The organism is Pedobacter sp. B4419 (assembly GCF_059693725.1).
In genome coordinates this window covers 703,380-723,438 of record NZ_JCASSL010000001.1, presented here as the reverse complement: position 1 = coordinate 723,438, position 20,059 = coordinate 703,380, and the positions used below count along the sequence as shown (strand labels likewise).

Annotated in this window: 16 protein-coding genes; 2 read left to right on the top strand and 14 right to left on the bottom strand. The window is 41.9% G+C overall.

Annotated elements, in window-relative coordinates; translation table 11 throughout:
• The first annotated feature begins 106 nt into the window (after positions 1-106).
• Positions 107-1,465 (top strand): sensor histidine kinase, encoded by a 1,359-nt coding sequence (locus tag AC570H_RS02925; RefSeq protein ID WP_497351538.1) that lies wholly within the window; start codon positions 107-109, stop codon positions 1,463-1,465.
• A gap of 912 nt (positions 1,466-2,377) precedes the next feature.
• Positions 2,378-3,073: a hypothetical protein gene (locus tag AC570H_RS02920; RefSeq protein ID WP_497351536.1), complete on the top strand. Its 696-nt coding sequence runs from the start codon at positions 2,378-2,380 to the stop codon at positions 3,071-3,073.
• Positions 3,074-3,163: 90 nt separating this feature from the next.
• Here AC570H_RS02920 and AC570H_RS02915 read toward each other — a convergent pair whose 3' ends face one another.
• From AC570H_RS02915 to AC570H_RS02850, 14 genes are all read right to left on the bottom strand, one after another.
• A complete protein-coding gene (locus AC570H_RS02915; protein ID WP_497351534.1) occupies positions 3,164-3,763 on the bottom strand; it encodes a CDP-alcohol phosphatidyltransferase family protein in 600 nt (199 codons plus the stop codon).
• A 91-nt stretch (positions 3,764-3,854) separates the two neighbouring features.
• Positions 3,855-5,126 carry a glucose-1-phosphate adenylyltransferase gene (locus AC570H_RS02910; RefSeq protein WP_497351532.1) on the bottom strand — a complete coding sequence of 424 codons (1,272 nt, stop codon included), beginning with the start codon at positions 5,124-5,126 and terminating at the stop codon, positions 3,855-3,857.
• A 12-nt stretch (positions 5,127-5,138) separates the two neighbouring features.
• Complete coding sequence (locus AC570H_RS02905) at positions 5,139-6,545, bottom strand: glycogen synthase (protein ID WP_497351530.1); 1,407 nt, start codon at positions 6,543-6,545, stop codon at positions 5,139-5,141.
• Positions 6,546-6,724: 179 nt separating this feature from the next.
• Entirely contained in the window at positions 6,725-7,522 is a 798-nt protein-coding gene (cobA, locus tag AC570H_RS02900) for a uroporphyrinogen-III C-methyltransferase (RefSeq protein WP_497351528.1), read from the bottom strand.
• Between the two features lie 271 nt (positions 7,523-7,793).
• On the bottom strand, positions 7,794-8,264 hold the full coding sequence (locus AC570H_RS02895; RefSeq protein WP_497351526.1) for a hypothetical protein: 471 nt from the start codon (positions 8,262-8,264) through the stop codon (positions 7,794-7,796).
• A gap of 242 nt (positions 8,265-8,506) precedes the next feature.
• A complete protein-coding gene (locus AC570H_RS02890; protein WP_497351525.1) occupies positions 8,507-9,757 on the bottom strand; it encodes a sulfate adenylyltransferase subunit 1 in 1,251 nt (416 codons plus the stop codon).
• A 275-nt stretch (positions 9,758-10,032) separates the two neighbouring features.
• A complete protein-coding gene (cysD, locus tag AC570H_RS02885; RefSeq protein WP_497354895.1) occupies positions 10,033-10,962 on the bottom strand; it encodes a sulfate adenylyltransferase subunit CysD in 930 nt (309 codons plus the stop codon).
• A gap of 258 nt (positions 10,963-11,220) precedes the next feature.
• A complete protein-coding gene (locus AC570H_RS02880) occupies positions 11,221-11,919 on the bottom strand; it encodes a phosphoadenylyl-sulfate reductase (protein ID WP_497351523.1) in 699 nt (232 codons plus the stop codon).
• Between the two features lie 5 nt (positions 11,920-11,924).
• Positions 11,925-13,430, bottom strand: coding sequence for a TSUP family transporter (locus AC570H_RS02875; protein ID WP_497351521.1), 1,506 nt, complete (start codon positions 13,428-13,430; stop codon positions 11,925-11,927).
• The gene (cobA, locus tag AC570H_RS02870) at positions 13,414-14,190 is read right to left on the bottom strand and encodes a uroporphyrinogen-III C-methyltransferase (RefSeq protein WP_497351519.1); all 777 of its coding nucleotides are present in this window, start codon (positions 14,188-14,190) and stop codon (positions 13,414-13,416) included. The genes AC570H_RS02875 and cobA (AC570H_RS02870) overlap by 17 nt, the downstream gene beginning before the upstream one ends.
• Entirely contained in the window at positions 14,187-16,271 is a 2,085-nt protein-coding gene (locus AC570H_RS02865) for a ferredoxin-like domain-containing protein (protein ID WP_497351517.1), read from the bottom strand. The genes cobA (AC570H_RS02870) and AC570H_RS02865 overlap by 4 nt, the downstream gene beginning before the upstream one ends.
• A gap of 1,258 nt (positions 16,272-17,529) precedes the next feature.
• Positions 17,530-17,970 (bottom strand): RrF2 family transcriptional regulator, encoded by a 441-nt coding sequence (locus tag AC570H_RS02860; protein ID WP_497351515.1) that lies wholly within the window; start codon positions 17,968-17,970, stop codon positions 17,530-17,532.
• A gap of 49 nt (positions 17,971-18,019) precedes the next feature.
• Entirely contained in the window at positions 18,020-19,249 is a 1,230-nt protein-coding gene (locus AC570H_RS02855) for a sterol desaturase family protein (RefSeq protein WP_497351513.1), read from the bottom strand.
• Positions 19,239-20,003 carry an alpha/beta fold hydrolase gene (locus AC570H_RS02850; protein ID WP_497351511.1) on the bottom strand — a complete coding sequence of 255 codons (765 nt, stop codon included), beginning with the start codon at positions 20,001-20,003 and terminating at the stop codon, positions 19,239-19,241. The genes AC570H_RS02855 and AC570H_RS02850 overlap by 11 nt, the downstream gene beginning before the upstream one ends.
• Positions 20,004-20,059 lie beyond the last annotated feature (56 nt).

Genomic DNA, 20,059 nt, shown 5'->3' with positions numbered 1-20,059 from the left:
ATTGCGCTTTTTGAATATAAAAACAGAACAACGCTTAATGCCAAAATCCCATACTTATATAAATATATTATCCATTTTTCTTTTAACTTTCCACTTTTAACTATAGATGTTTTACCAAAGATTTACCTTCCGTTTAATTAGCAGGCTGTTACTGATCAATGTATTGGGCCTGCTCTTGGTATATCTGATACGTAATACCCAATTATGGTTTACCATTACGGGCATCAGCCTGATTTTATTGGGAGCTATTATTTCTCTTTACGTTTACATCAACCAAATCAGGGAAGATATTAAGCGTTTTATTTTGGCGGTAAAAACAAGAGACCATACGCTTAATTTTAGAAACAAGGTAACCAAAGGCAGCTTTCCAGAGCTCTACGAATCCTTTAATGAGATCATCCAAATCCATAAAGACATTCAGTTGGAGCAAGATGCGATATTCCAGTTGATCAAAACCATTTTAGAACAGGTTCCGGTTGGCGTAATTGTTGTAAAAAAGGCAAAAAGCGAAGCCGAGAAATCAGAAATTTCCTTTTTCAATTTAGCGGCCAGCAATTTGCTCAATGTACCTGCCTATAGCTATTGGCATAGGTTTCAGGAACACTTGCCTATTTTTGCCCACGAAATCGACAAGATTGATACGGGTGGCAAACGCTTTCTGGAACTCAAAATACAAGACAAGTTTATCCAGCTTTCTATAGAGGTTATTCCGCTTAATCTTTATGGTTCCGACCATATGATCATTTCTTTCCAAAACATTAAGGATGAAATCGAACAAAAGGAAACCGAAGCCTGGAACCGCTTAATTGGGGTAATCTCCCATGAAATTTTAAATTCCATTACGCCTATCAGCTCCCTGTCTGATACCGTAAACCAAATGATCAGCAATAAATCGAGTTTAAATACCGAGGACCTGGAAGACCTTAAACCAGCCCTTCAAACCATTAAAAGGCGTTCTGAAGGTTTATTGGATTTCGTAAAAGACTACAGGCTGATTGCCGAACTGCCTACTCCAAACGCAGAACTGCATAGCGTAGGCGAAATTCTGCAACACGTAAAAGTACTGATGCAACCTATGGTAAGCGCCAAGCACATTAAATTGCAGGTGTTGCAGACTTCCTCTAAAATATCTATCCAAGTCGATTTTAAATTGGTAGAACAAGCGCTTATTAACCTGATTACCAATAGCGTGTATGCCTTGGAAGATTCTGAAAAGCCTGTGATTGAAGTTACCTATCGCTTGGCCCACAACAAGGTGTACCTGGATGTAACCGATAATGGAAAGGGCATTGATCCTGATAGTATTGATAAGATTTTTGTGCCTTTTTACACTACCCGTAAAAATGGCTCGGGCATTGGCCTCACCATTACCCGTAATATCATGAAAATGCATCGTGGCAGCTTAGAGGTAGATTCAATACCAAACGAAAGAACTACTTTCTCGCTGGTTTTCAATTATTCTTAGTAAGCTACTGGGCTCTTGTTGGTGTTCTTCGTCAATAAGTTATTTTTTACTACTGAAAATACTCTTCTGCCTCCTAGCCAGCGGGGGTTAATTCCTTTTGTCTTGAAACAAAAGGAACCAAAAATTCAAGGCTTCAAACCTTTGTTGCAAATCCCAAACTTCCTCTCTGATGGCGCAAGGCCAAGCCGTGCGATTGTTAAAGCTTAATTAATGCGGGTGCAACACTTTTGCGCCCCTGCTGGCTTGTGCTAAATCAAAGGAACTGCAAAGCTCCAGTTTGTCTTTGCTTCCAAAGCTTTGCAGGCCGTACGGCGAAGCAACACCGTTTTGTGCCCTACACTTTTTTCTGCTACAGGGCACTGCCTTAGCTACCGTTCATAAACGATTTGCATTAATAGTACGCCTCCCGCTGGCCAGTGCCTGCAAAACGGTAAAAGCGCAACACTTACATTGATTTTGCATTACCGAGCCTTCAGCGAAGCGGTTCTGCGTTGTTCATCCACTGATGTTTGTTATACGCAAGACAGCAGAACAAAGCGATCTGCTTTGCTGTTGAGCGTAAGCCTAGAGCAAAAGGCACCTCTGGATGAGGGCAAGAAATACATTCTTTCGTCTTCTAGCCAGCGGGGCTAGTCGTTTTTCGCACCACAGTAAATGTTTTTTAATTGTGCTCAATATTGTTGTCACAATTTCTCCTTGATGAGAAATTAACCAAGTAATTGAGCTTGCGAACCCACGAATACCATCGAAATCATAATCACCTATAAATTATCATCGAATTTGATCTCACAAAAAAAATGATAACTTGTGGATAGAAATATTTAAAAGCATTAAGCATCTTGTCGTCGCTTTTGCCTAATAAAATTTAAATGATACCGAATGAAAAGTAAAATTTGTTTATTCTCTCTATTAATGTTCCTTAGTATAAGTTTGCTGTATGCACAGTCGGCCAAGTTTGTATGGGGCGAAAAGGAAAAATTAAAAAAATTAAAAAATCTGCAGGATAGCGCCCAATGGGACAAAGAAATGCTACAGGGCGATTTAAAACAGGTAAGACCGAAACTGGAGCAAGACGGCATGAATTTCGGAATATTTCCAGCAACCAAGTACAAGCAAGGTTTAGGTGCCGGAACAGGTTCAGAGCGCAATTATTTTGGCAAAACACTTTATTGGAACTATTTTTTTGGCGAAAAAAACGTAGTGAATCAAGAATACCTTCAGGATAAAAAGAGCGAGGTATTTTTCACTATCGTTATTTTAACAGACACGTTGAATTTTTCTAACGAGAAGTATAATATGTCTTATAACGTCGTTTCAAGAAACTATCCTGATAAATTGGGCAACGGGATACTCAAAACAAAAAACAATTCTATCGAATATACTGCCTTCCTTACCGGCGATAGAAAGCAATTTGCATTGGTAAACTTAAGGTTGTTTGATTTGGACCAAGGAAGATTGATTTTAATTGCGCCACAAAAAGATGGCTCCCTTCGCTCCATGCAAATTCAAATGCCCTTAACCGAATTTGAAAACATTAATGAGTATATAAAATCGGTATTAAAAGAGAATGATGTAAAAAAGTTCTTCTTGGATAGTGGGAATATATAAGCGCCTAATGGTGCGCATTACTCACAGATCGACTGCATGTTTTTTTGGCAAGCAAAGAAAAATTCATCTTCCATTTTACATCTTCCACTTTCAACTATTGAGATACTTGCTCTTTTTGAAAGCAATGCCTTTTCTGATGAGAATAGCATGGTAAAAACTTGGGATATCATGCGCCCAATTTCGCAAGATCAAGATGATCAGGATTACATCCAGCTGAGAAGCCAATCCCAAGATGATACAAGTTTTGAATATCCAACCGTTATGGGCAAAGCCCAACAACGCCGTAAAAGTAGCCAATAAAGTTAGGCCCCACATTTTAGAAAGAAAGGCATGCGTACAGGTTTCCCTGCCAAATTTGATAAAGCTCAACAGGTAGCAAAGCCCTTCCATGGCCAAAACCGATATCACTCCAATCTTGTTCTCTTCTATCAGTTCGGGATAGATCATATAACAGCTCAGGGCAATGCACAGCCAAAACACCAAATCAACCTGACTGTCTATTCTTCGCATCTTCTCTGTAGAAATTTGCTGTTTCCGGGCAATGATCCCATCAAAAATATCTGAAAATAGGCCTACATACATCAGGCCCAAAATGAGGTAAGCGCTTTGTTCTTTTAAGAAATAGGCCAAAGCCACTACCGTTGGTGCCAGCAACAACCTAAGTAAAATCAATGCGTAGGGTACGTTCATCAATATGATCTTTTTTACAAGCTACAAAAAAGCCTCCAAATCCAGATGTAATCGGGACGGGAGGCTTTGTCAATTTATGAATACAATGCTTTTAAATTACGGTTCCGTTGGCAATTGATGCGCCTTTTTTGATCACTACAATGCCGTCTTTCACTACGTAAAGGCCATAATCGCCCTCGGCTAAATGAGCACCACCATTGATGCGCACATCATTGCCAATTCTGCAGTTTTTATCAACAATAGCATTATTGATATAGCAACGATCGCCAATGCCCAATAATGGCTTACCTGCAATAGTAGCTTCCTGTATTTCTTCCAAGGTTTGGTAATGATCGCTGCCCATAATATAAGAATTGGCAATGGTTGTTCCTTTTCCAATCCTCGATCGGATACCCAAAACGGCCCTTTCTACCCTACTGGCCTGAATAATGCAGCCTTCGGCCACAATTGTTTTCTCGAGTGTTGTACCCGATACTTTTGATGGTGGCAACATGCGCGCACGCGTAAAAATGGTGTGTGCGCTATCAAACATGTTAAACTGAGGCAATTCATCTGTGAGGCCCAAGTTGGCTTCGAAGAAAGAAGAGATATTACCAATATCTGTCCAATAACCTTCATATTGATAGCTTAACACGTGGTTGCTGGTTAAGGCACGTGGAATAATCTCTTTGCCGAAATCTTTTTCCTCAGGATTTTCATTCAGCATTTTAATCAGCAAATCGCGATTGAAGATGTAAATACCCATTGAGGCCAGGTAATTTCTACCTACGCTCTTCATCTCGTCGCTGGTTTCTGAAGTCCAATCTGGCAATAGCTCTGCCTTTGGCTTTTCAATAAACGACGTGATGAAGCTTTCCTCATCGGTTTTTAGGATACCAAATTCGGTTGCCTCTTTGGCATGTACCGGAATGGTAGCAATAGAAATTTCGGCGCCTTTATCAATATGGGCCTTTAACATTTCCCTAAAATCCATCTGGTACAACTGATCGCCCGAAAGAATAAGGATATAGTCGAATTCGTGGTTTACAATATGGTGCATACATTGCCTAACGGCATCGGCAGTTCCCTGAAACCAGGTTGGATTGTCTGGGGTTTGTTCTGCGGCCAAAATATCGACAAAAGCCTTAGAAAAATGGCTAAAGTGATAGGTATTTTTAATATGCTTGTTTAGAGATGCCGAGTTAAACTGCGTGAGCACGAACATACGGTGGATGCCCGAGTTCATACAGTTAGAAATTGGAATATCAACAAGGCGGTATTTACCACCTATCGGCACTGCCGGTTTGGAGCGGGTCTGCGTTAATGGCGACAATCTCGAACCTTGGCCCCCGCCAAGGATTACTCCCAATACTTTATCGGTCATATCTATTTATGTTTACATTTGGTACAAGTCTATATATTCTTGCGCTGCCCTATCCCACGAATGGTCTATAGACATGATATATTTCCGTATATCTTTTACTTTCTTTTGGTCTAAAAACAGTTCATAAGCCCTTCCAATGGCATGGCCTACGTCCCAAACGCTGGTTTGGTCATGGCAAATGCCGAATCCGCCATCGCCTATATCAATAACCGTATCTTTTAATCCGCCAATGCGCCTTACAATAGGGATGGTACCGTAGCGCAATGCATACATCTGGTTCAGGCCACAGGGTTCAACCCGCGAAGGCATCAACAGAAAATCAGCTCCTGCATAAATCTGGTGAGATAATACCTCGTTATAGCCAATATAGGCATTGTAACTGCCTTTGAAATGGTCTTTCAATTCGTTTAATCGATCTTCCACATGGGGATCGCCCGAACCTAGCACCAAAATATTGATTTCTCGATTGCTTTGCTGCAGCGCATTGTAAAAAATGTCTGGCAACAGATCAGCTCCCTTTTCACCAACCAAACGTCCGATAAAAGTATATAGCGGTTTCTCCTTATCGAGGTTAAAAACAGTACAAAGGGCCTCTTTGTTTGCCTTTTTTCCGTTATCTACGGTTCGTAACGAAAATGTTTTGCTCAGCATCGGATCTTTATTCGGATCCCATACCTCATTATCGATGCCATTTAAGATACCAACCGATTTTCCACGCTCCTGCGCCAACAGGCTTTCCAAGCCATTGGCATTGTAACGGATCTCTTCTAAGTAACTAGGCGATACGGTAGTTACGCGCCAAGCACATTTAATAGCCGAAGCCAGCGGATTGATGGAATTACCCCAATCTAACTTGCTCGAATTGCGCAGATCGTATGCCGGTAAATAATAGAGTTTTTCCCAGCCAAACTGGCCCTGGTATTGTCCATTATGAATAGTAAGTACGGTTGGGATATAACTCAAGTGACGATATTGGTGACAATTGCCCAGCATAAAAGGAATCAATCCGGTATGGTGGTCATGGCAATGGATTACATCTGGTCGATGCTGCCATTGGGCGATCCAATCTAAAGCCGCAATCTGAAAAGCCAAAAAGCGCTCCGTATCATCATCATAGCCATACACTTTTTCGCGATCGAGCAACCCCCCGATATGTACCAGAAAGAGATCAAAACCCAGTTTATTGGTCTTTTCCCTAAAAATACGAGCCTGGTAATTGTTGGAGCCTAAACGTACCCAACCATCATAAACCACTTCAAATTCGTTTTGCTGAAGAAACTTATTATGATAGGCTGGCATTACCACTTTTGCCACATGACCAAGCTTGTTTTGATACTTTGGCAGAGCGCCTACTACATCGCCCAGTCCGCCAACTTTTGCAACAGGATAGCATTCGGCACTAAAGTGTATAATTTCCATAAATGTGGCATTGAAAAATCTTAGTCAAAATAGGCAATAGATTGAGTATTGCAAACATTTCGGATAAAATAATTTCAATATTGTTGTTTAAGGAAAATTTATTTCAACAAAAGAAAAGGCTGAGTTTTACCTCAGCCCTAACAACCAAACAAAAAATAAATATGAATTTACCTAAGCTCTTAATAGCCTTCTTCTACGAGCGTGGCATAAAAGTCTTTTATTGCATTAAACTGCGGATGCAATGATACTACATTGCCAAAAATGAGAAGCGCCGGCGAACTGATTTTCTTTTCTTCTATCAGTTCTTCAATTGTATCTACAATTCCTACTACTACGTTTTCTTGAGCAGAAGAACCATTTTCTATAACGGCTACCGGCAATTCGGTTTTGCCTTCGGCCTTGAATATGCCTGCAATTTCTCTAATTTTTTCGATGCCCATCAACACAACAATGGTTGCATTGGATTTGGCGGCTACATACAAATCTGGCGAAATCTCACCCCCAGAATTGGTTCCGGTTACCACCCAAAAGCTTTCGCTGAGCTTGCTGTACACCATCGGGATTTTTTGCAGGCCAGGTACGCCCAAGGCACTCGAAATGCCGGGAATAATTTCTGTAGGAATGCTATAAGATTCGGCCACATCAATTTCTTCATAGCCACGGGCAAATACAAAAGGATCTCCACTTTTCAAACGCACCACATGCCCGTAATTTAAAGCATAATCGATCATCAGTTTGTTTACCAAATCCTGAGAAAATGATTCGTCGTCAGAACGCTTACCTACATAAACCTTAATGGCATTTGCAGGTGCATAGTTTAGCAAGGCTTCGTTAACCAAGGCATCGTATAAAACTACATCGGCAGTTTTTAATGCTTTTACACCTTTTAAAGTTAACAAATCAGGGTCGCCGGGACCTGCACCTACTAAGGTGATTTTAGGTTCGATTGTGGTTCTCTCTAGCTGACTAAGTATCATTTTTTCTTTTGGTTTGATGTTCGACAAGACAAAGCTACAGAAAATCTATAGAATTAGTAGTATTTATTTTAAAATATTTATAAAATATTGATTTACAATAAATTACATTATTATATTTTATGTATCGTCATGCTGGACTTGATCAGCATCTGCCTCAAGAAAGACCCTGGATCGATGTCCAGGGTGACGGCATCGCGGGATCGCTTACCAAGTTTTAAGAAAATCGCAAGTGTGCTCAATGCATAACGCCAAACGCTTTTCGCTCAACGCCCTACTTACAATCTTTCGGTTCGAATGTAAACTTCCCAGCTTCGAAATTAATTGGCTTGTCTTTTACAAAATATGACCTGCCCATAGTGGTTTCTATTTGGCCGATGCCCATGATCAGTTTTCCATCCTTTTTCAAGAAGGCCAGCGGATTGGTATAGGTACCCACGCTGTCGGTTCCTACTTTGAAGCTGTAATCGACAAACAAAGTATCACCTTTTAATACACCGGTAAAAAAGCCGTCGTTTTTAGGCTTTTCGGCATAATTAATCACTAGCGTTCCACTTAACTTACCCGATTCAAAGGTTTTAAGCTTCATATTGGCTGATTCGCTTTCAAAATTGGCAACATAGCAGGCTTCGCTGATTTCCTTATCTTTTCCTTGGCTAGCATTTTCTTTTGGGTTGTTGTTTTGGCCACAGCCGGCTACGAAAGCACTAACTGCAAGGGCGAGAAATAAAATGTTCTTCTTCATGGTTTTGAGTTGAGGTGTTTTTCTTCTTTTAAATAGGATGAAGACTTCAGTTCTTTTCCATAAGGTAACCAATAAAATCCAGAAAAAGTTTACTTGGTTGGAGTCCTCGCCAACAAGAAGATATATGTTGGACTACAAATCCAAAACTATTTAGGTCGAGATGGCACATCCCGACCAGCATAAAGAAAGTTACTTTGAACTTGAGATGCCGGATTGGGGTCCGGCATGACATTTTTTTTTAGTTATTCTACTGCAGCGCGGAACATTAAGGCGCCAACGGTTAAATTTGTCCGGCTATCAATCAGAATGGCCGAGCCGTTATTACGGTTCTCATCATACAAATCGAAAGCTAAAGCGGCCGCTGTTTTCAATATCACCCTGCCAATATCATTTAGCGCAAAAGAAGAGGCACTATGTTTTTCTAGGGTATTGATATCTACCTTATAAATGAGTTCTGAAATCTTGCAACGGGTTAATGTACTGTTATGTTGAATGAGATAGGTTAGTTCGGTATCTAAGGCGCGGGTATCCATCCAGCACAAATCGGCCTCAATTAATTTTGACTCGTGGGGTACGGCCGAAGAATTGACGATTGTATCTCCCCTGCTCATGTCTACATTGTCTTTTAAGTGGATCGTTACCGATTGGCCAGCCAAGGCTTCCTGCAGTTCATTTTCAAAAAACTCGATTTTGCTAATGGTCGATCTTGTTCCAGAAGGCAATACCGTTACGCTGTCGTTCAATTTAAAACTGCCACTCAATACCCTGCCTGCATAACCGCGGTAATCGTGTAACTGATCGGTTTGTGGCCTGATTACCCACTGTACCGGCATGCGTGCCGATTCTTGTTTGGCTTGCTCTTCAGTGTCTACCTCTTCTAAAACCTCAATCAGGCTCTTCCCTTCGTACCAGGTCATCTGGCTCGATTGATGCACAATGTTATCGCCCTTTAAAGCACTAACCGGTAAATAGGTAATGTGTTTCAGGTTCAACTGTGTTGCCAGTGCCTTGTATTTGGTTACAATGGCATTGAATACGGTTTCGCTGTAGCCTACCATGTCCATTTTGTTGATCGCCACTATTACCTCCTTAATGCCAAGCAAGGAAACCAAATAGGTATGCCTAATGGTTTGTTCTACTACGCCATTGCGGGCATCGATTAAAATAATGGCCAGATCTGCCGTTGAGGCACCTGTAACCATGTTCCTGGTGTATTGGATGTGTCCGGGCGTATCGGCAATAATGAATTTCCGTTTTTCGGTCTGGAAATATTTGTAGGCTACATCAATGGTAATGCCCTGCTCTCTTTCTGCCCTCAATCCGTCTGTTAAAATGGCAAGGTCGATGGTGCCGTCGTCGTTTTTGCGATTGGCGTTTTGCAAAGCCTCCAACTGATCGGCCAAAATAGAATTGGTATCGTAAAGCAAACGTCCGATGAGGGTACTTTTACCATCATCAACACTGCCTGCTGTAAAGAATTTTAATATGTTCATATTTTTAGTATTGCGATGGGCGTATTGCGTATTGCGATTTTGCAAAAATGCCTATCTAGTAATCAGTATTGCGATCGGCGTATTGCGTATTGCGATTTTGTAACAATGCCTATCTAGTAATCAGTATTGCAATCGGCATATTGCGTATTGCGATTTTGCAAAATGCCTATCTAGTAATCAGTATTGCGATCGGCGTATTGTGATAAGCCAATCTAAATGTTCAAAGCCTAAAAGTTATAAACCAAAGCCATAGACTATTAACTATGGACTATCGACTAAAAATACCCACCCTTTTTTCGGTCTTCCATGGCCGCTTCCGAAACTTTATCGTCCATGCGGGCACCTCTTTCGCTTACCTTCGAATTGCCGATTTCTGCAATGATATCGTCGATATGGTCTGCTCCCGATTCTACCGCAGCGGTACAGGTCATATCGCCTACGGTACGGAAACGAACCTGTTTGTTCACGATCACGTCTTCTTCATCTAGGTTAAGAAATGGAGTAGCGCCCATCAGCTGACCATTTCTCACTACGCAATCGCGTTGGTGCGCAAAATAAATGCTAGGCAAAGCGATATTCTCTCTACGGATATAGTTCCATACATCCAGCTCTGTCCAATTGCTGATCGGGAATACCCTTACGTTTTCGCCCTTGTGGATCTTTCCATTATAAATATTCCATAGCTCCGGACGCTGTCTTTTCGGATCCCATTGGCCAAACTCGTCTCTTACCGAGAAAATACGTTCTTTGGCACGAGCTTTTTCTTCGTCTCTGCGTGCGCCACCAATACAGGCATCGAAACCGTGTGCTTGAATGGTATCTAACAAGGTAACCGTTTGTAAGGCATTTCTGCTCGCATTCTTGCCGGTTTGTTCTACCACCTTGCCTTCATCGATAGATTGCTGCACAGAACCCACGATCAGTTTTTCGCCAATTCGGGCAACCATTTCATCGCGGTACTGAATGGTTTCTATAAAATTATGGCCAGTATCGATATGTACCAATGGAAAAGGAAATTTGCCTGGCCTAAAGGCTTTTTCGGCCAAACGTACAAGGGTGATCGAATCTTTCCCCCCAGAAAAGAGCAAGGCCGGCTTCTCAAACTGGCCTGCCACTTCACGCAAAATGTGAATGGCTTCGGCCTCCAACTCATCTAAATAATCTAAATTATACCTACTCATGTTTTTGTTTGTATTGTTTTTTATATTGGTAGATTTTGTTTTATTGTTTTAATGTTAAAAGGTTTGAAAGTTGAAATGTGCTAATGTTTAGCTTACTAAATTGCTTAACTGAAAACTGGCAATTATGATCTTCTCTACATTTTCTATCTCACATCTTCCATTTCACAGCTTTATCTAGCCCACATTCCCACTCATATTCCATGGTTTGTGTCCCACAAACCATTATTCTTCTTTTATTCTTTTCCCTCAAGATCAGATTGTTTGTATGCTCGCAATACGCTTTTAGGACGCAGCGTGCAGGCCACATTCCTTTTTCGATTGGTCTTCCCACCACCACCTGCCGGCCCTAAAATCTTCGCCGGCCCTTACCGCACGTGTACAGGGCATGCAGCCTATGCTTGGAAAGCCCTTATCATGTAATGTATTGTACACAATGTGGTGCTGTTTGATGTACGTTTTCACTTCTTCCAGCGACCAATTGAATATCGGGTGGAATTTAACCAACTGGTTGCCTTCGTCCCATTCAATATTGTCCATGTTTTCCCGGTTTGCACTTTGCTCGGCGCGAATTCCGGTAATCCAGATTTCGTTTCCAGCCAAGGCCCTTTTAAGTGGTTCTATTTTACGGATGTAGCAACACTCTTTCCTGTTCTCTACCGATTCGTAAAAGCTGTTTGGTCCTCTGGTATTCACCATATCTTGCAACAATTCATTTTGCGGATAATACGCATGAATTGGCTTGCGATAGATTTCCAAAGTCCTGTTCCATACATAATAGGTTTCTGGAAATAAGCGACCTGTTTCTAAGGTAAAAACCTTAATGGGCAGATTATTCGCAAAAATCAAATGGGTAACCACCTGATCCTCCCAGCCAAAACTGGTAGAAAACACAATTTTCCCTGGAAACAGATCGGCCAATAGGCTTAATTGCGCTACCGGTTCCAAACCAATCAGTTGTTTTTTTAGCTCTATTAAATCCATCCTCACTAAATCAACTTTAAAATAAACGATACTACGCTGCGCAAGCTCACGGCCATTACGATGATGCCCACGGCCACCATAATTGTTTTGGCCGAAATACGGTTAGAAACCTTAGCTGCAATGGGCGATGCCAGTGCACTGCCAATAATCAGCCCTACAACGGCTTCCCAATATTTGCCACCCAACATGGTGAAAAAAGTAAGCGAACTTAGCGTAGCGATAAAAAAGCGGCTGATTTTTACCGTTCCCAAAGAGAACAAAGGGTGCCTGCCACCAGCAATTAAACTAGAAAGTACGATAGAGCCCCATCCACCACCAAATGCGGCATCGATAAAACCTCCAAAAAAGCCTAAAATTCCGATTTTTTTGATTTTATGTTCGGCCTTTTTCCTTTTGATATTAAAGGCTTTCATTAAAATTACTCCGCCCAATATCAGGGTATAAACCGCTACTACCGGCTTGGTATATTTGCTGTAATGCTCTAAAGACGATAATAGATAAGCCCCTAAAACGGCGCCCACTACTGCGGGAATAATCAATATTTTAAACAATTTCCAGTTTACGTTGCCCATACGGTAATGCATCCAGCCGGCGATGCCATTACTTAGCACTTCAGAAATATGGATGGCCATACTGGCCGATGCCGGTGGCAAACCCATGGTTAAAGAAAACGAGGCCGAGGTTACGCCATAAGACATGCCGATGGCGCCATCTACCATGGCAAATACAAATCCGGCTCCCAAAAACCAGTAAAACAGCGGATCGATATTGATCAGGAAATGCTGAAAAGCCGGTTCGGTATTCCACAAGGTTAATCCGGCAGTACCAATGAGCAATACAATGGTCACCCAAATCATCCATTTGATATTGGCTTCCATAAAGCTTTTGCGGGGCTTCACCAAAATCTCGGTTACCTTATTGAGCTTTTTTACCTTTTTTGCAAAATCGCCATTTAGCGTTTGGCGCAAGGCATTCATGTTGATCAGCGTTTCTTCCAGCTCGTTAGGCAAGCTCTCATTAAGAATTTCCTTCAGGCGTTTGGCAATGGTAGGCGATTTGCCATTGGTTGAAATCGCAATTTTCAAATCACCCTTTTTGGCAATAGAACCCAAATAAAAATCGCAAAGCGATGGTTGGTCAGCCACATTGATCAACAAGCCCTTTTGGTGCGTTGCTGCCCTGATCTGCTGGTTCAGCTCGTAATTGTTGGTGGCTGCAAAAACAATATCCACATTTTCCAAGTCGGCCACTTCAAAAGACTTCCTTTTAATGGTTAGGTAAGGATGTTTGCTTTGAAGTGCTTCGATGGCTGGCGAAACCTCTTCGGCCACCACGGTTACCTGTGCCTGCTGGCTATTGCCGATAATGGCATTTAATTTTTCCAGGCCTACATTTCCTCCCCCAATTAATAATGTACGCAACTGGTTCAGTTTTACAAAAACCGGAAACAGCTGATTGCCCTTTTCTTGAGCTACGGCATTATCTTCTTGAAGGTTAGGCAATGTCTGCATAAGATTGGATCAATGTTTTAAATGCCGGATGTAAAGAAACTACTTCGCCGAAAACCAATAAGGCTGGTGCTTCGATCTTTGCGTTCTTTACGATATCTACAATCGTATCTACCTTGCCCACCACAAATTTTTCGTCGGCAGCAGAGCCATTTTGAATTACTGCTACGGGTAATTGGTCTTTGCCTGCTGTCGCAAAAACGGCAACGATCTTGGCCAATTTCTTTAAGCCCATTAAAATGACCACGGTTGCATTCGACTGGGCTGCCTGATAGATATCGGCAGAAATTGCGCCCGAAGTAGTAGTACCTGTAATGACCCAAAAACTCTCGCTCAAACCACGGTGGGTCACCGGAATTTGTTGCAAGCCAGGTACACCAATCGAACTCGAAATACCTGGAATAACAGTTACCGGAATGTTGTAAGAATCGGCGAAGTCCAATTCTTCATAGCCCCTGCCAAAAACAAAGGGATCCCCTCCTTTAAGGCGTACCACATGACCATAGTTCAAAGCGTAATCAACCATCAGTTGATTAATGGCATCTTGTTCATAAGAATGTTCTCCAGAACGCTTGCCTACATATATTTTGATGGCCGTTGCAGGTGCATAGGTAAGCAAAGCTTCGTTGATCAAGGCATCATACAATACAATATCTGCAGTTTGCAAGGCTTTTACCCCTTTTAAAGTCAACAAGTCTGGGTCGCCCGGACCTGCACCTAAAAGGGTTATTTTCGGTTCTTTATCTAGTTTTGGATTGTTCATGCTGTAAAGCTCCTTTTGGCTTTAATGAGTGTTAGAAATTGTTGAGCAGTAGCCAAATAGTTTTCGGCAAAAACTTGGCTAGGCTCATTTTTATTGATTTGCAGGGCTGTTTCCTGAAAGCTTGGTTCAAAACTGAACTCGCCAGTACTCACAAATTGTGTATCGAATTCTTTAATTACTCCAATTTGTGTACTGCTGTTAATGCCTTTGTCCAATAACAGCGACTTGGCCGCACCCACCAAAACGCTATAGGTATGGTAAATCGAATCGGCATAAGCCCCATTGGCCAAGGCACGTTCGGCCCAAGCCAGTTTTTCTTCGGCTTCTACCAATAATGTAGCCACCAAATCAATCACTACGCCGGCACATTCGCCAACGCCGATAGCTGTTTCGAAGGTTTCTTCGTGGCCCCAGTCTACAAAATCTGTTGTCTGCAGTTCGTTCAAATCTGCCAATGGCTTTAAGAGCTGGTAGAAATAATCCTTGCCTTTTCTGTCATAATAGCTATGGAAACTTTCTCCGTTCCCGTCTGCCTTAAAATCGTTAAGCAGTACATGCAATACCTGATCCGCCCTTTTAGAAGGCACTTTGATTATACGTTCGGCTACACGACCCACGCCATTGCCTACGGTGCCACCACCCAGCATTACCTGTACGGCTGGCACCACTTTGCCCGCTGCTTTAAGCGAACTTCCGTGAAAGCCAATTTCGGCCAAGCCATGCTGACCGCAAGAATTCATGCAGCCACTGATCTTGATTTTGATATTTTTCTCGTAAATAAATTCAGGGAAATCGTGCAGGATCACATGCTCCAATACTTTGGCCAAAGTCATACTGTTCGAGATACCAAGGTTACAAGTATCTGTACCAGGGCAGGTCGTGATATCGGCCAAACTATCAAAGCCGAGTTCGGCTAAGCCGAGTTCATGTAAATTGCTATAAAGTATGGGCAAGGATTCTTTGCGTACAAATTTGAGCAACAGGCCTTGGTTTTGCGTCACACGGACTTCATCGGCAACATATGGCCTAATCGCTGCTACAAAGGCCCTGGCCTGATCGGTTTTCATATCGCCAATCTGCACTTTCACATAAACCGCATAAAAACCCTGCTGTTTTTGTTCTACTACATTGGTATCTAGCCATTGCTGGTAACGAAGCTGATCTGCGATTTCAATTGCAGGAAGATCTTGTGCCAAGGGTGGTTCAGGCTGTTCTACCACGGTACGATCAACCTTAAAGCTCTTTACTTTATTGGCCAAACGCTCTTCCTCTACCAAGCGCAAAACCTCTTCCAATCCTAATTTTTGAACCAGGTATTTTAATCGGGCCTTGTTTCTGTTGGTACGTTCGCCATAGCGATCAAAAACGCGCAAAACCGATTCGGTAAAAGGAATAAGCTGGTCTTCATGCAAAAACTCGTGTACGGCACTGGCCAAAAATGGCTGTGCTCCCAAGCCACCGGCAAACATTACTTTAAATCCTCTTTCTCCAGCCTCGTTTATTTTGGGAATAAAACCCAAATCGTGGATATAGCTGTAGGCCGTATCTTTATCGCTCGAAGAAAACGAAATCTTGATTTTCCGGCCCATTTCCTGGCAAATCGGGTTGCGCAAGAAATAGCTGAATACGGCATGCGCATAAGGCGAAACATCAAAAGGTTCTTCAGGATCGATCCCTGCATTTGGCGATGAGGTTACGTTCCTTACCGTATTGCCACAGGCTTCGCGCAAAGTAATGTCATCCTGTTCAAGTTTGGCCCACAGTTCTGGCGTGCGGTCGAGACTCACATAATGGATCTGTATATCCTGACGGGTGGTAAAATGCAGGTTGCTGCTCGCATATTCGTCAGCAATATCGCTGATCCGCAACAGTTGTTTAAAGCTGAGCTTTCCGAAAGGCAATTTAATGCGGATCATTTGTACGCCTTGCTGGCGCTGTCCGTAGATGCCACGGGCCAAACGCAAGCTCCTAAAACGCTCATCATGGATTTTGCCTGCACGAAAATCATAGATCTTTTTTTCTAGATCGATGATGTCTTGTTCAACAATCGGGTTTTCTAATTCTGTTCTAAAGCTCTGCATTCGATGTTTTTCTAGGTATTATGGTATTCATTATCCACTCCTTGCCCCCTCTTGAAAGGCCAAAACAGGAGTCTTAATTCTAGCAAATATATAAAGTATATAGATTTAGTAGTAATTTATTTTGAATTTTTCTAAAAAAATCATGTTCATCGTTGGTCGGGATGTCTCATCTCGACCCCAATAACTGTGATTTGTAATACCCACATTACAGTTTAACGAGGTCGTGGTTTTAAATTATTGGCAGGAGCGCCAACAATGGAATATTTGAAACAGATCCTTCACTGCGTTCTGGATGACAAAATCGCCGAGAGAGATTGCTTCATTACTTCGTTCTTCGCAATGACGATGCTTGGAAAATAAAAACGGTTGACTTTTTATCTTATCAGACATTTAAGCTCGTCAAAAAACTATGTGCCTATGTGGTGAACATTGAACCCCCGATTCTTTGTGAGACCTTCATGGCCTGTGGTTAAACTGAGATATCTTTATTTGAAAAACAATGTCAATGCTTATCGGCAATCGCGGCCCTTCTTTCCGCTTTACTCCATTGTATTTCGTGTTCGCTCCAATAAGGTTTAAAGAATAAAGGCAGTAGTTCTTTGCGAAGCAACATGCCTCATCAAGCTGGTCGGGATGTGTCATCTCGACCCTAATAACTGTGGATTTGCAATCCACACTGTAGCCTTATGAGGTTGTATTCTAAAATTATTGGCTCGGGCGCCCAACAATAGAATGGTTGAACAGATACTTCACTGCATTCTGGATGACAAAATCGCCTAGAGAGATTGCTTCATCACTTCGTTCTTCGCAATGACGATACTTGGAAAATGAAACAGGTGACTTTTTATCCTATAGACATTTAAGCTCATCGAAAAACTATGTGCCTATGTGGTGAATAGCTATTCTCTGTGGTTAACAGATCCTTCAATGCGTTCTGGATGACAAAGCTTCTAAAGAGATTGCTTCATCACTTCGTTCTTCGCAATGACGATGCTTGGAAAATGAAAACGGGTGAATTTTTATCTTATCAGACATTTAAGCTCAGCTAAAAACTATGTATCTATGTGGTGAATAGCTATTCTCTGTGGTTAACAGATCCTTCACTGCGTTCTGGATGACAAAACTTCTAAAGAGATGTTCATCACTTCGTTCTTCGCAATGACGATTCGCTAGGCTTTCATTCTTTGCGAGGTAAGTGTTAATTGAAAACTGCCAACTAGAGGATATTTAACTCGTTGGCGTCCCGCCAACAAACGGTTTATTCGAGGTTGAGCAAAGGCATTTTTTCTTTTTCGATGATCTGGGCAATGCTGGTTTCGCTCAATACTTTCAGCGTTGCATCGCGAACATCGATAAATACCTTGCGGATGCCGCAGGTTACTTCGTCATGGCATTCATCGCATTTGTGGTAAAACTTGAGACTGGCACAAGGAACCATGGCAATAGGGCCATCGGTAATGCGTAAAATGTCTACCAAATAGATATCGGCAGGGTTTTTATTCAGGCTGTAGCCACCACCAGCGCCTTTTTTGCTGTACAGGTAGCCTGCGTTGCGCAGGTCTAGCAAGATCTGCTCTAAAAATTTTTTCGGAATATGCTCTTCTTCCGCAATGCGTGCAATCTGCATCGGCGGTTCATTGATGTTTTTTCCCAAAACTACCAATGCTTTTATGGCATACTTTGTTTTTTTAGAAAGCATAGAAACAAAGCTAATAAAAGATTTAGAAATGCAAGCTATTTACACCAGCTCAAGACATTTTTTCTACCTTTTCGTATTGTAAAACATAGTTTCGGTATAAATGGCTGAGGTAAAAGGTTCTTTCTAAGAGGATTAAAATCAATACCGGAATAAAAATCAAGGCAAAAAGATCAAATTTCCAGAATACATAGGCCACCAGCATCATTAGCCTCAGGCATTCCAGGTAATAGATCCATTTGCGTTGTTCAAGCAAAGCACCGCAATTGACCAAGGTAATCAGCACAAAACCCAAAACGAATAATTTATCGTCAAAACCCAGCCAGGCAAAGCAAGCCGTAGTAAAAGTCAGGAGCAGAATAGATACTACCAATTGAAAATTAAGGTACTTTTTAAACTTGAAGCGATAATGGTCATCGGCTTTATGCTGCAAAAAGCGTTTTTCTAAAACAAGTCTAATGTCTTGGTCCAGTCTAGCCGGGTGACCGAACCAGATCGCTAACTTATTTTTAAGTCCACGCTCCCTTTTGGCGGCTTCGTCGAGTTCTAAATAATAGTGAAAATGCTGCCACAAAAAACTATAGCTTTTAATGGGATGCGTCAATCCGTATTTAGGTGCTTCTTCTTCCTTTTGAAAAGTGCCGAAGAGCTTATCCCAAAACACAAACACATCGCCATAGTTTTTATCAAGGTACTTATCATCGCTGGCATGGTGAACGCCGTGTAGGGATGGCGTAATCAATATATGTTCGAGCCAGCTCAATTTGCCTATCAGTTGCGTGTGCGTAAAAAAGGAATAGGCGCCGTGAACGGTTAATATCATCATTACCAAAGCAGGATGAAATCCCGCAAAAGGCAAAATGCACCAAAACACATTCCTGATCAATGCCTGAAAAGTAGTAATCCGGGCCGATACGCTCAGGTTAAATTCTTCGCTTTGGTGGTGAACAATGTGTGCGGCCCATAAAAAGTTAACCTGATGGCCCAGGCGATGGTACCAATACCAGACCAAATCGGTTGCCAAAATGAGCAATATCCATACCCACCAGGTATTGGGGATATTGAACAAGGCATAATTTTTATAAACATGCTGAAACAAATCGTAAAAACTGCCTGCAATAAACAGGTTAAGCAGGCGCTCGGCAATGCCAATGCTTACATTAGATACCGAGCTTTCATATTTGAACAGGTGCTTTTTCTTCAGCCTTACAGCTAGTTGGTACTCGAGGTAGAGGAAAAGGAAGAAAGCTGGAATGGCAAAAGCCAGGTAATTAATTGGCATAGCTACTGGCTAGGAAATTACTCAAATGCAGGTTAAAAAGTTCAGGTTGCTCCATCATCGGTGCATGGCCACAATCGTTAATGTAATGCAAAGTTGCCTGTGGCAACAGTTGTTTAAACTGCTCGGCAACAGCTGGCGGGGTAATCACGTCTTGCAGTCCCCAAAGCAATAAGGTAGGCACCTTGATCTGAGGCAATTCGTTTTTTAAATTTTGCTTCTGGGCATCTCTGGCCAAGCCAATAATAGAAATGGCTTTCGATTTTTGCTGCACGATTTCGAAGATATGATTTACCAAAGCCTCGTCTACCACTTCCTTCCTATCAAAAACATCTTCTATTTTGCCCTTGATGTAACTATAGTCTTTTACCCTTGGAAAGCTGCCTCCAAAAGTATTTTCGTAAAGACCAGAACTACCGGTCAGCACCAGTTTTGATACCTTACTGGGATGCTTCAGCGTGTACAGCAATGCAATATGCCCTCCTAAAGAGTTGCCAATGAGTACGGGCTGAAAAATCTGGTTTTGAACGATATAGTTTTCGAGAAACTGTACCAAACGATCTAGGTTATTGCCAAACAGGCCGTTGAACAAAGGCAATTCTGGCGCAAATACCTCGTGCTTAAATTCAAAACGTTCCTTTACATGCTTCCAATTGCTCAACTGGCCTAATAAACCGTGGAGCAATATAATGGGCCGGCCTTTAGCCAGGCTTCCTGTAGCATTTACATTTGAAGTAGAAGTGAATGATAACTGCATGGGTTTCTTTTTAACTCACCCAAAAGTAACAATAATTTCAATAAATACTACTAAAT

Excerpts from the sequence above, each read along its gene's own strand:
- AC570H_RS02925 (WP_497351538.1), top strand. The coding sequence starts at position 107 with ATGTTTTACCAAAGATTTACCTTCCGTTTAATTAGCAGGCTGTTACTG.
- AC570H_RS02920 (WP_497351536.1), top strand. The coding sequence starts at position 2,378 with ATGTTCCTTAGTATAAGTTTGCTGTATGCACAGTCGGCCAAGTTTGTA.
- AC570H_RS02915 (WP_497351534.1), bottom strand. The coding sequence starts at position 3,763 with ATGAACGTACCCTACGCATTGATTTTACTTAGGTTGTTGCTGGCACCA.
- AC570H_RS02910 (WP_497351532.1), bottom strand. The coding sequence starts at position 5,126 with ATGACCGATAAAGTATTGGGAGTAATCCTTGGCGGGGGCCAAGGTTCG.
- AC570H_RS02905 (WP_497351530.1), bottom strand. The coding sequence starts at position 6,545 with ATGGAAATTATACACTTTAGTGCCGAATGCTATCCTGTTGCAAAAGTT.
- cobA (WP_497351528.1), bottom strand. The coding sequence starts at position 7,522 with ATGATACTTAGTCAGCTAGAGAGAACCACAATCGAACCTAAAATCACC.
- AC570H_RS02895 (WP_497351526.1), bottom strand. The coding sequence starts at position 8,264 with ATGAAGAAGAACATTTTATTTCTCGCCCTTGCAGTTAGTGCTTTCGTA.
- AC570H_RS02890 (WP_497351525.1), bottom strand. The coding sequence starts at position 9,757 with ATGAACATATTAAAATTCTTTACAGCAGGCAGTGTTGATGATGGTAAA.
- AC570H_RS02880 (WP_497351523.1), bottom strand. The coding sequence starts at position 11,919 with ATGGATTTAATAGAGCTAAAAAAACAACTGATTGGTTTGGAACCGGTA.
- AC570H_RS02875 (WP_497351521.1), bottom strand. The coding sequence starts at position 13,430 with ATGCAGACATTGCCTAACCTTCAAGAAGATAATGCCGTAGCTCAAGAA.
- cobA (WP_497351519.1), bottom strand. The coding sequence starts at position 14,190 with ATGAACAATCCAAAACTAGATAAAGAACCGAAAATAACCCTTTTAGGT.
- AC570H_RS02865 (WP_497351517.1), bottom strand. The coding sequence starts at position 16,271 with ATGCAGAGCTTTAGAACAGAATTAGAAAACCCGATTGTTGAACAAGAC.
- AC570H_RS02860 (WP_497351515.1), bottom strand. The coding sequence starts at position 17,970 with ATGCTTTCTAAAAAAACAAAGTATGCCATAAAAGCATTGGTAGTTTTG.
- AC570H_RS02855 (WP_497351513.1), bottom strand. The coding sequence starts at position 19,249 with ATGCCAATTAATTACCTGGCTTTTGCCATTCCAGCTTTCTTCCTTTTC.
- AC570H_RS02850 (WP_497351511.1), bottom strand. The coding sequence starts at position 20,003 with ATGCAGTTATCATTCACTTCTACTTCAAATGTAAATGCTACAGGAAGC.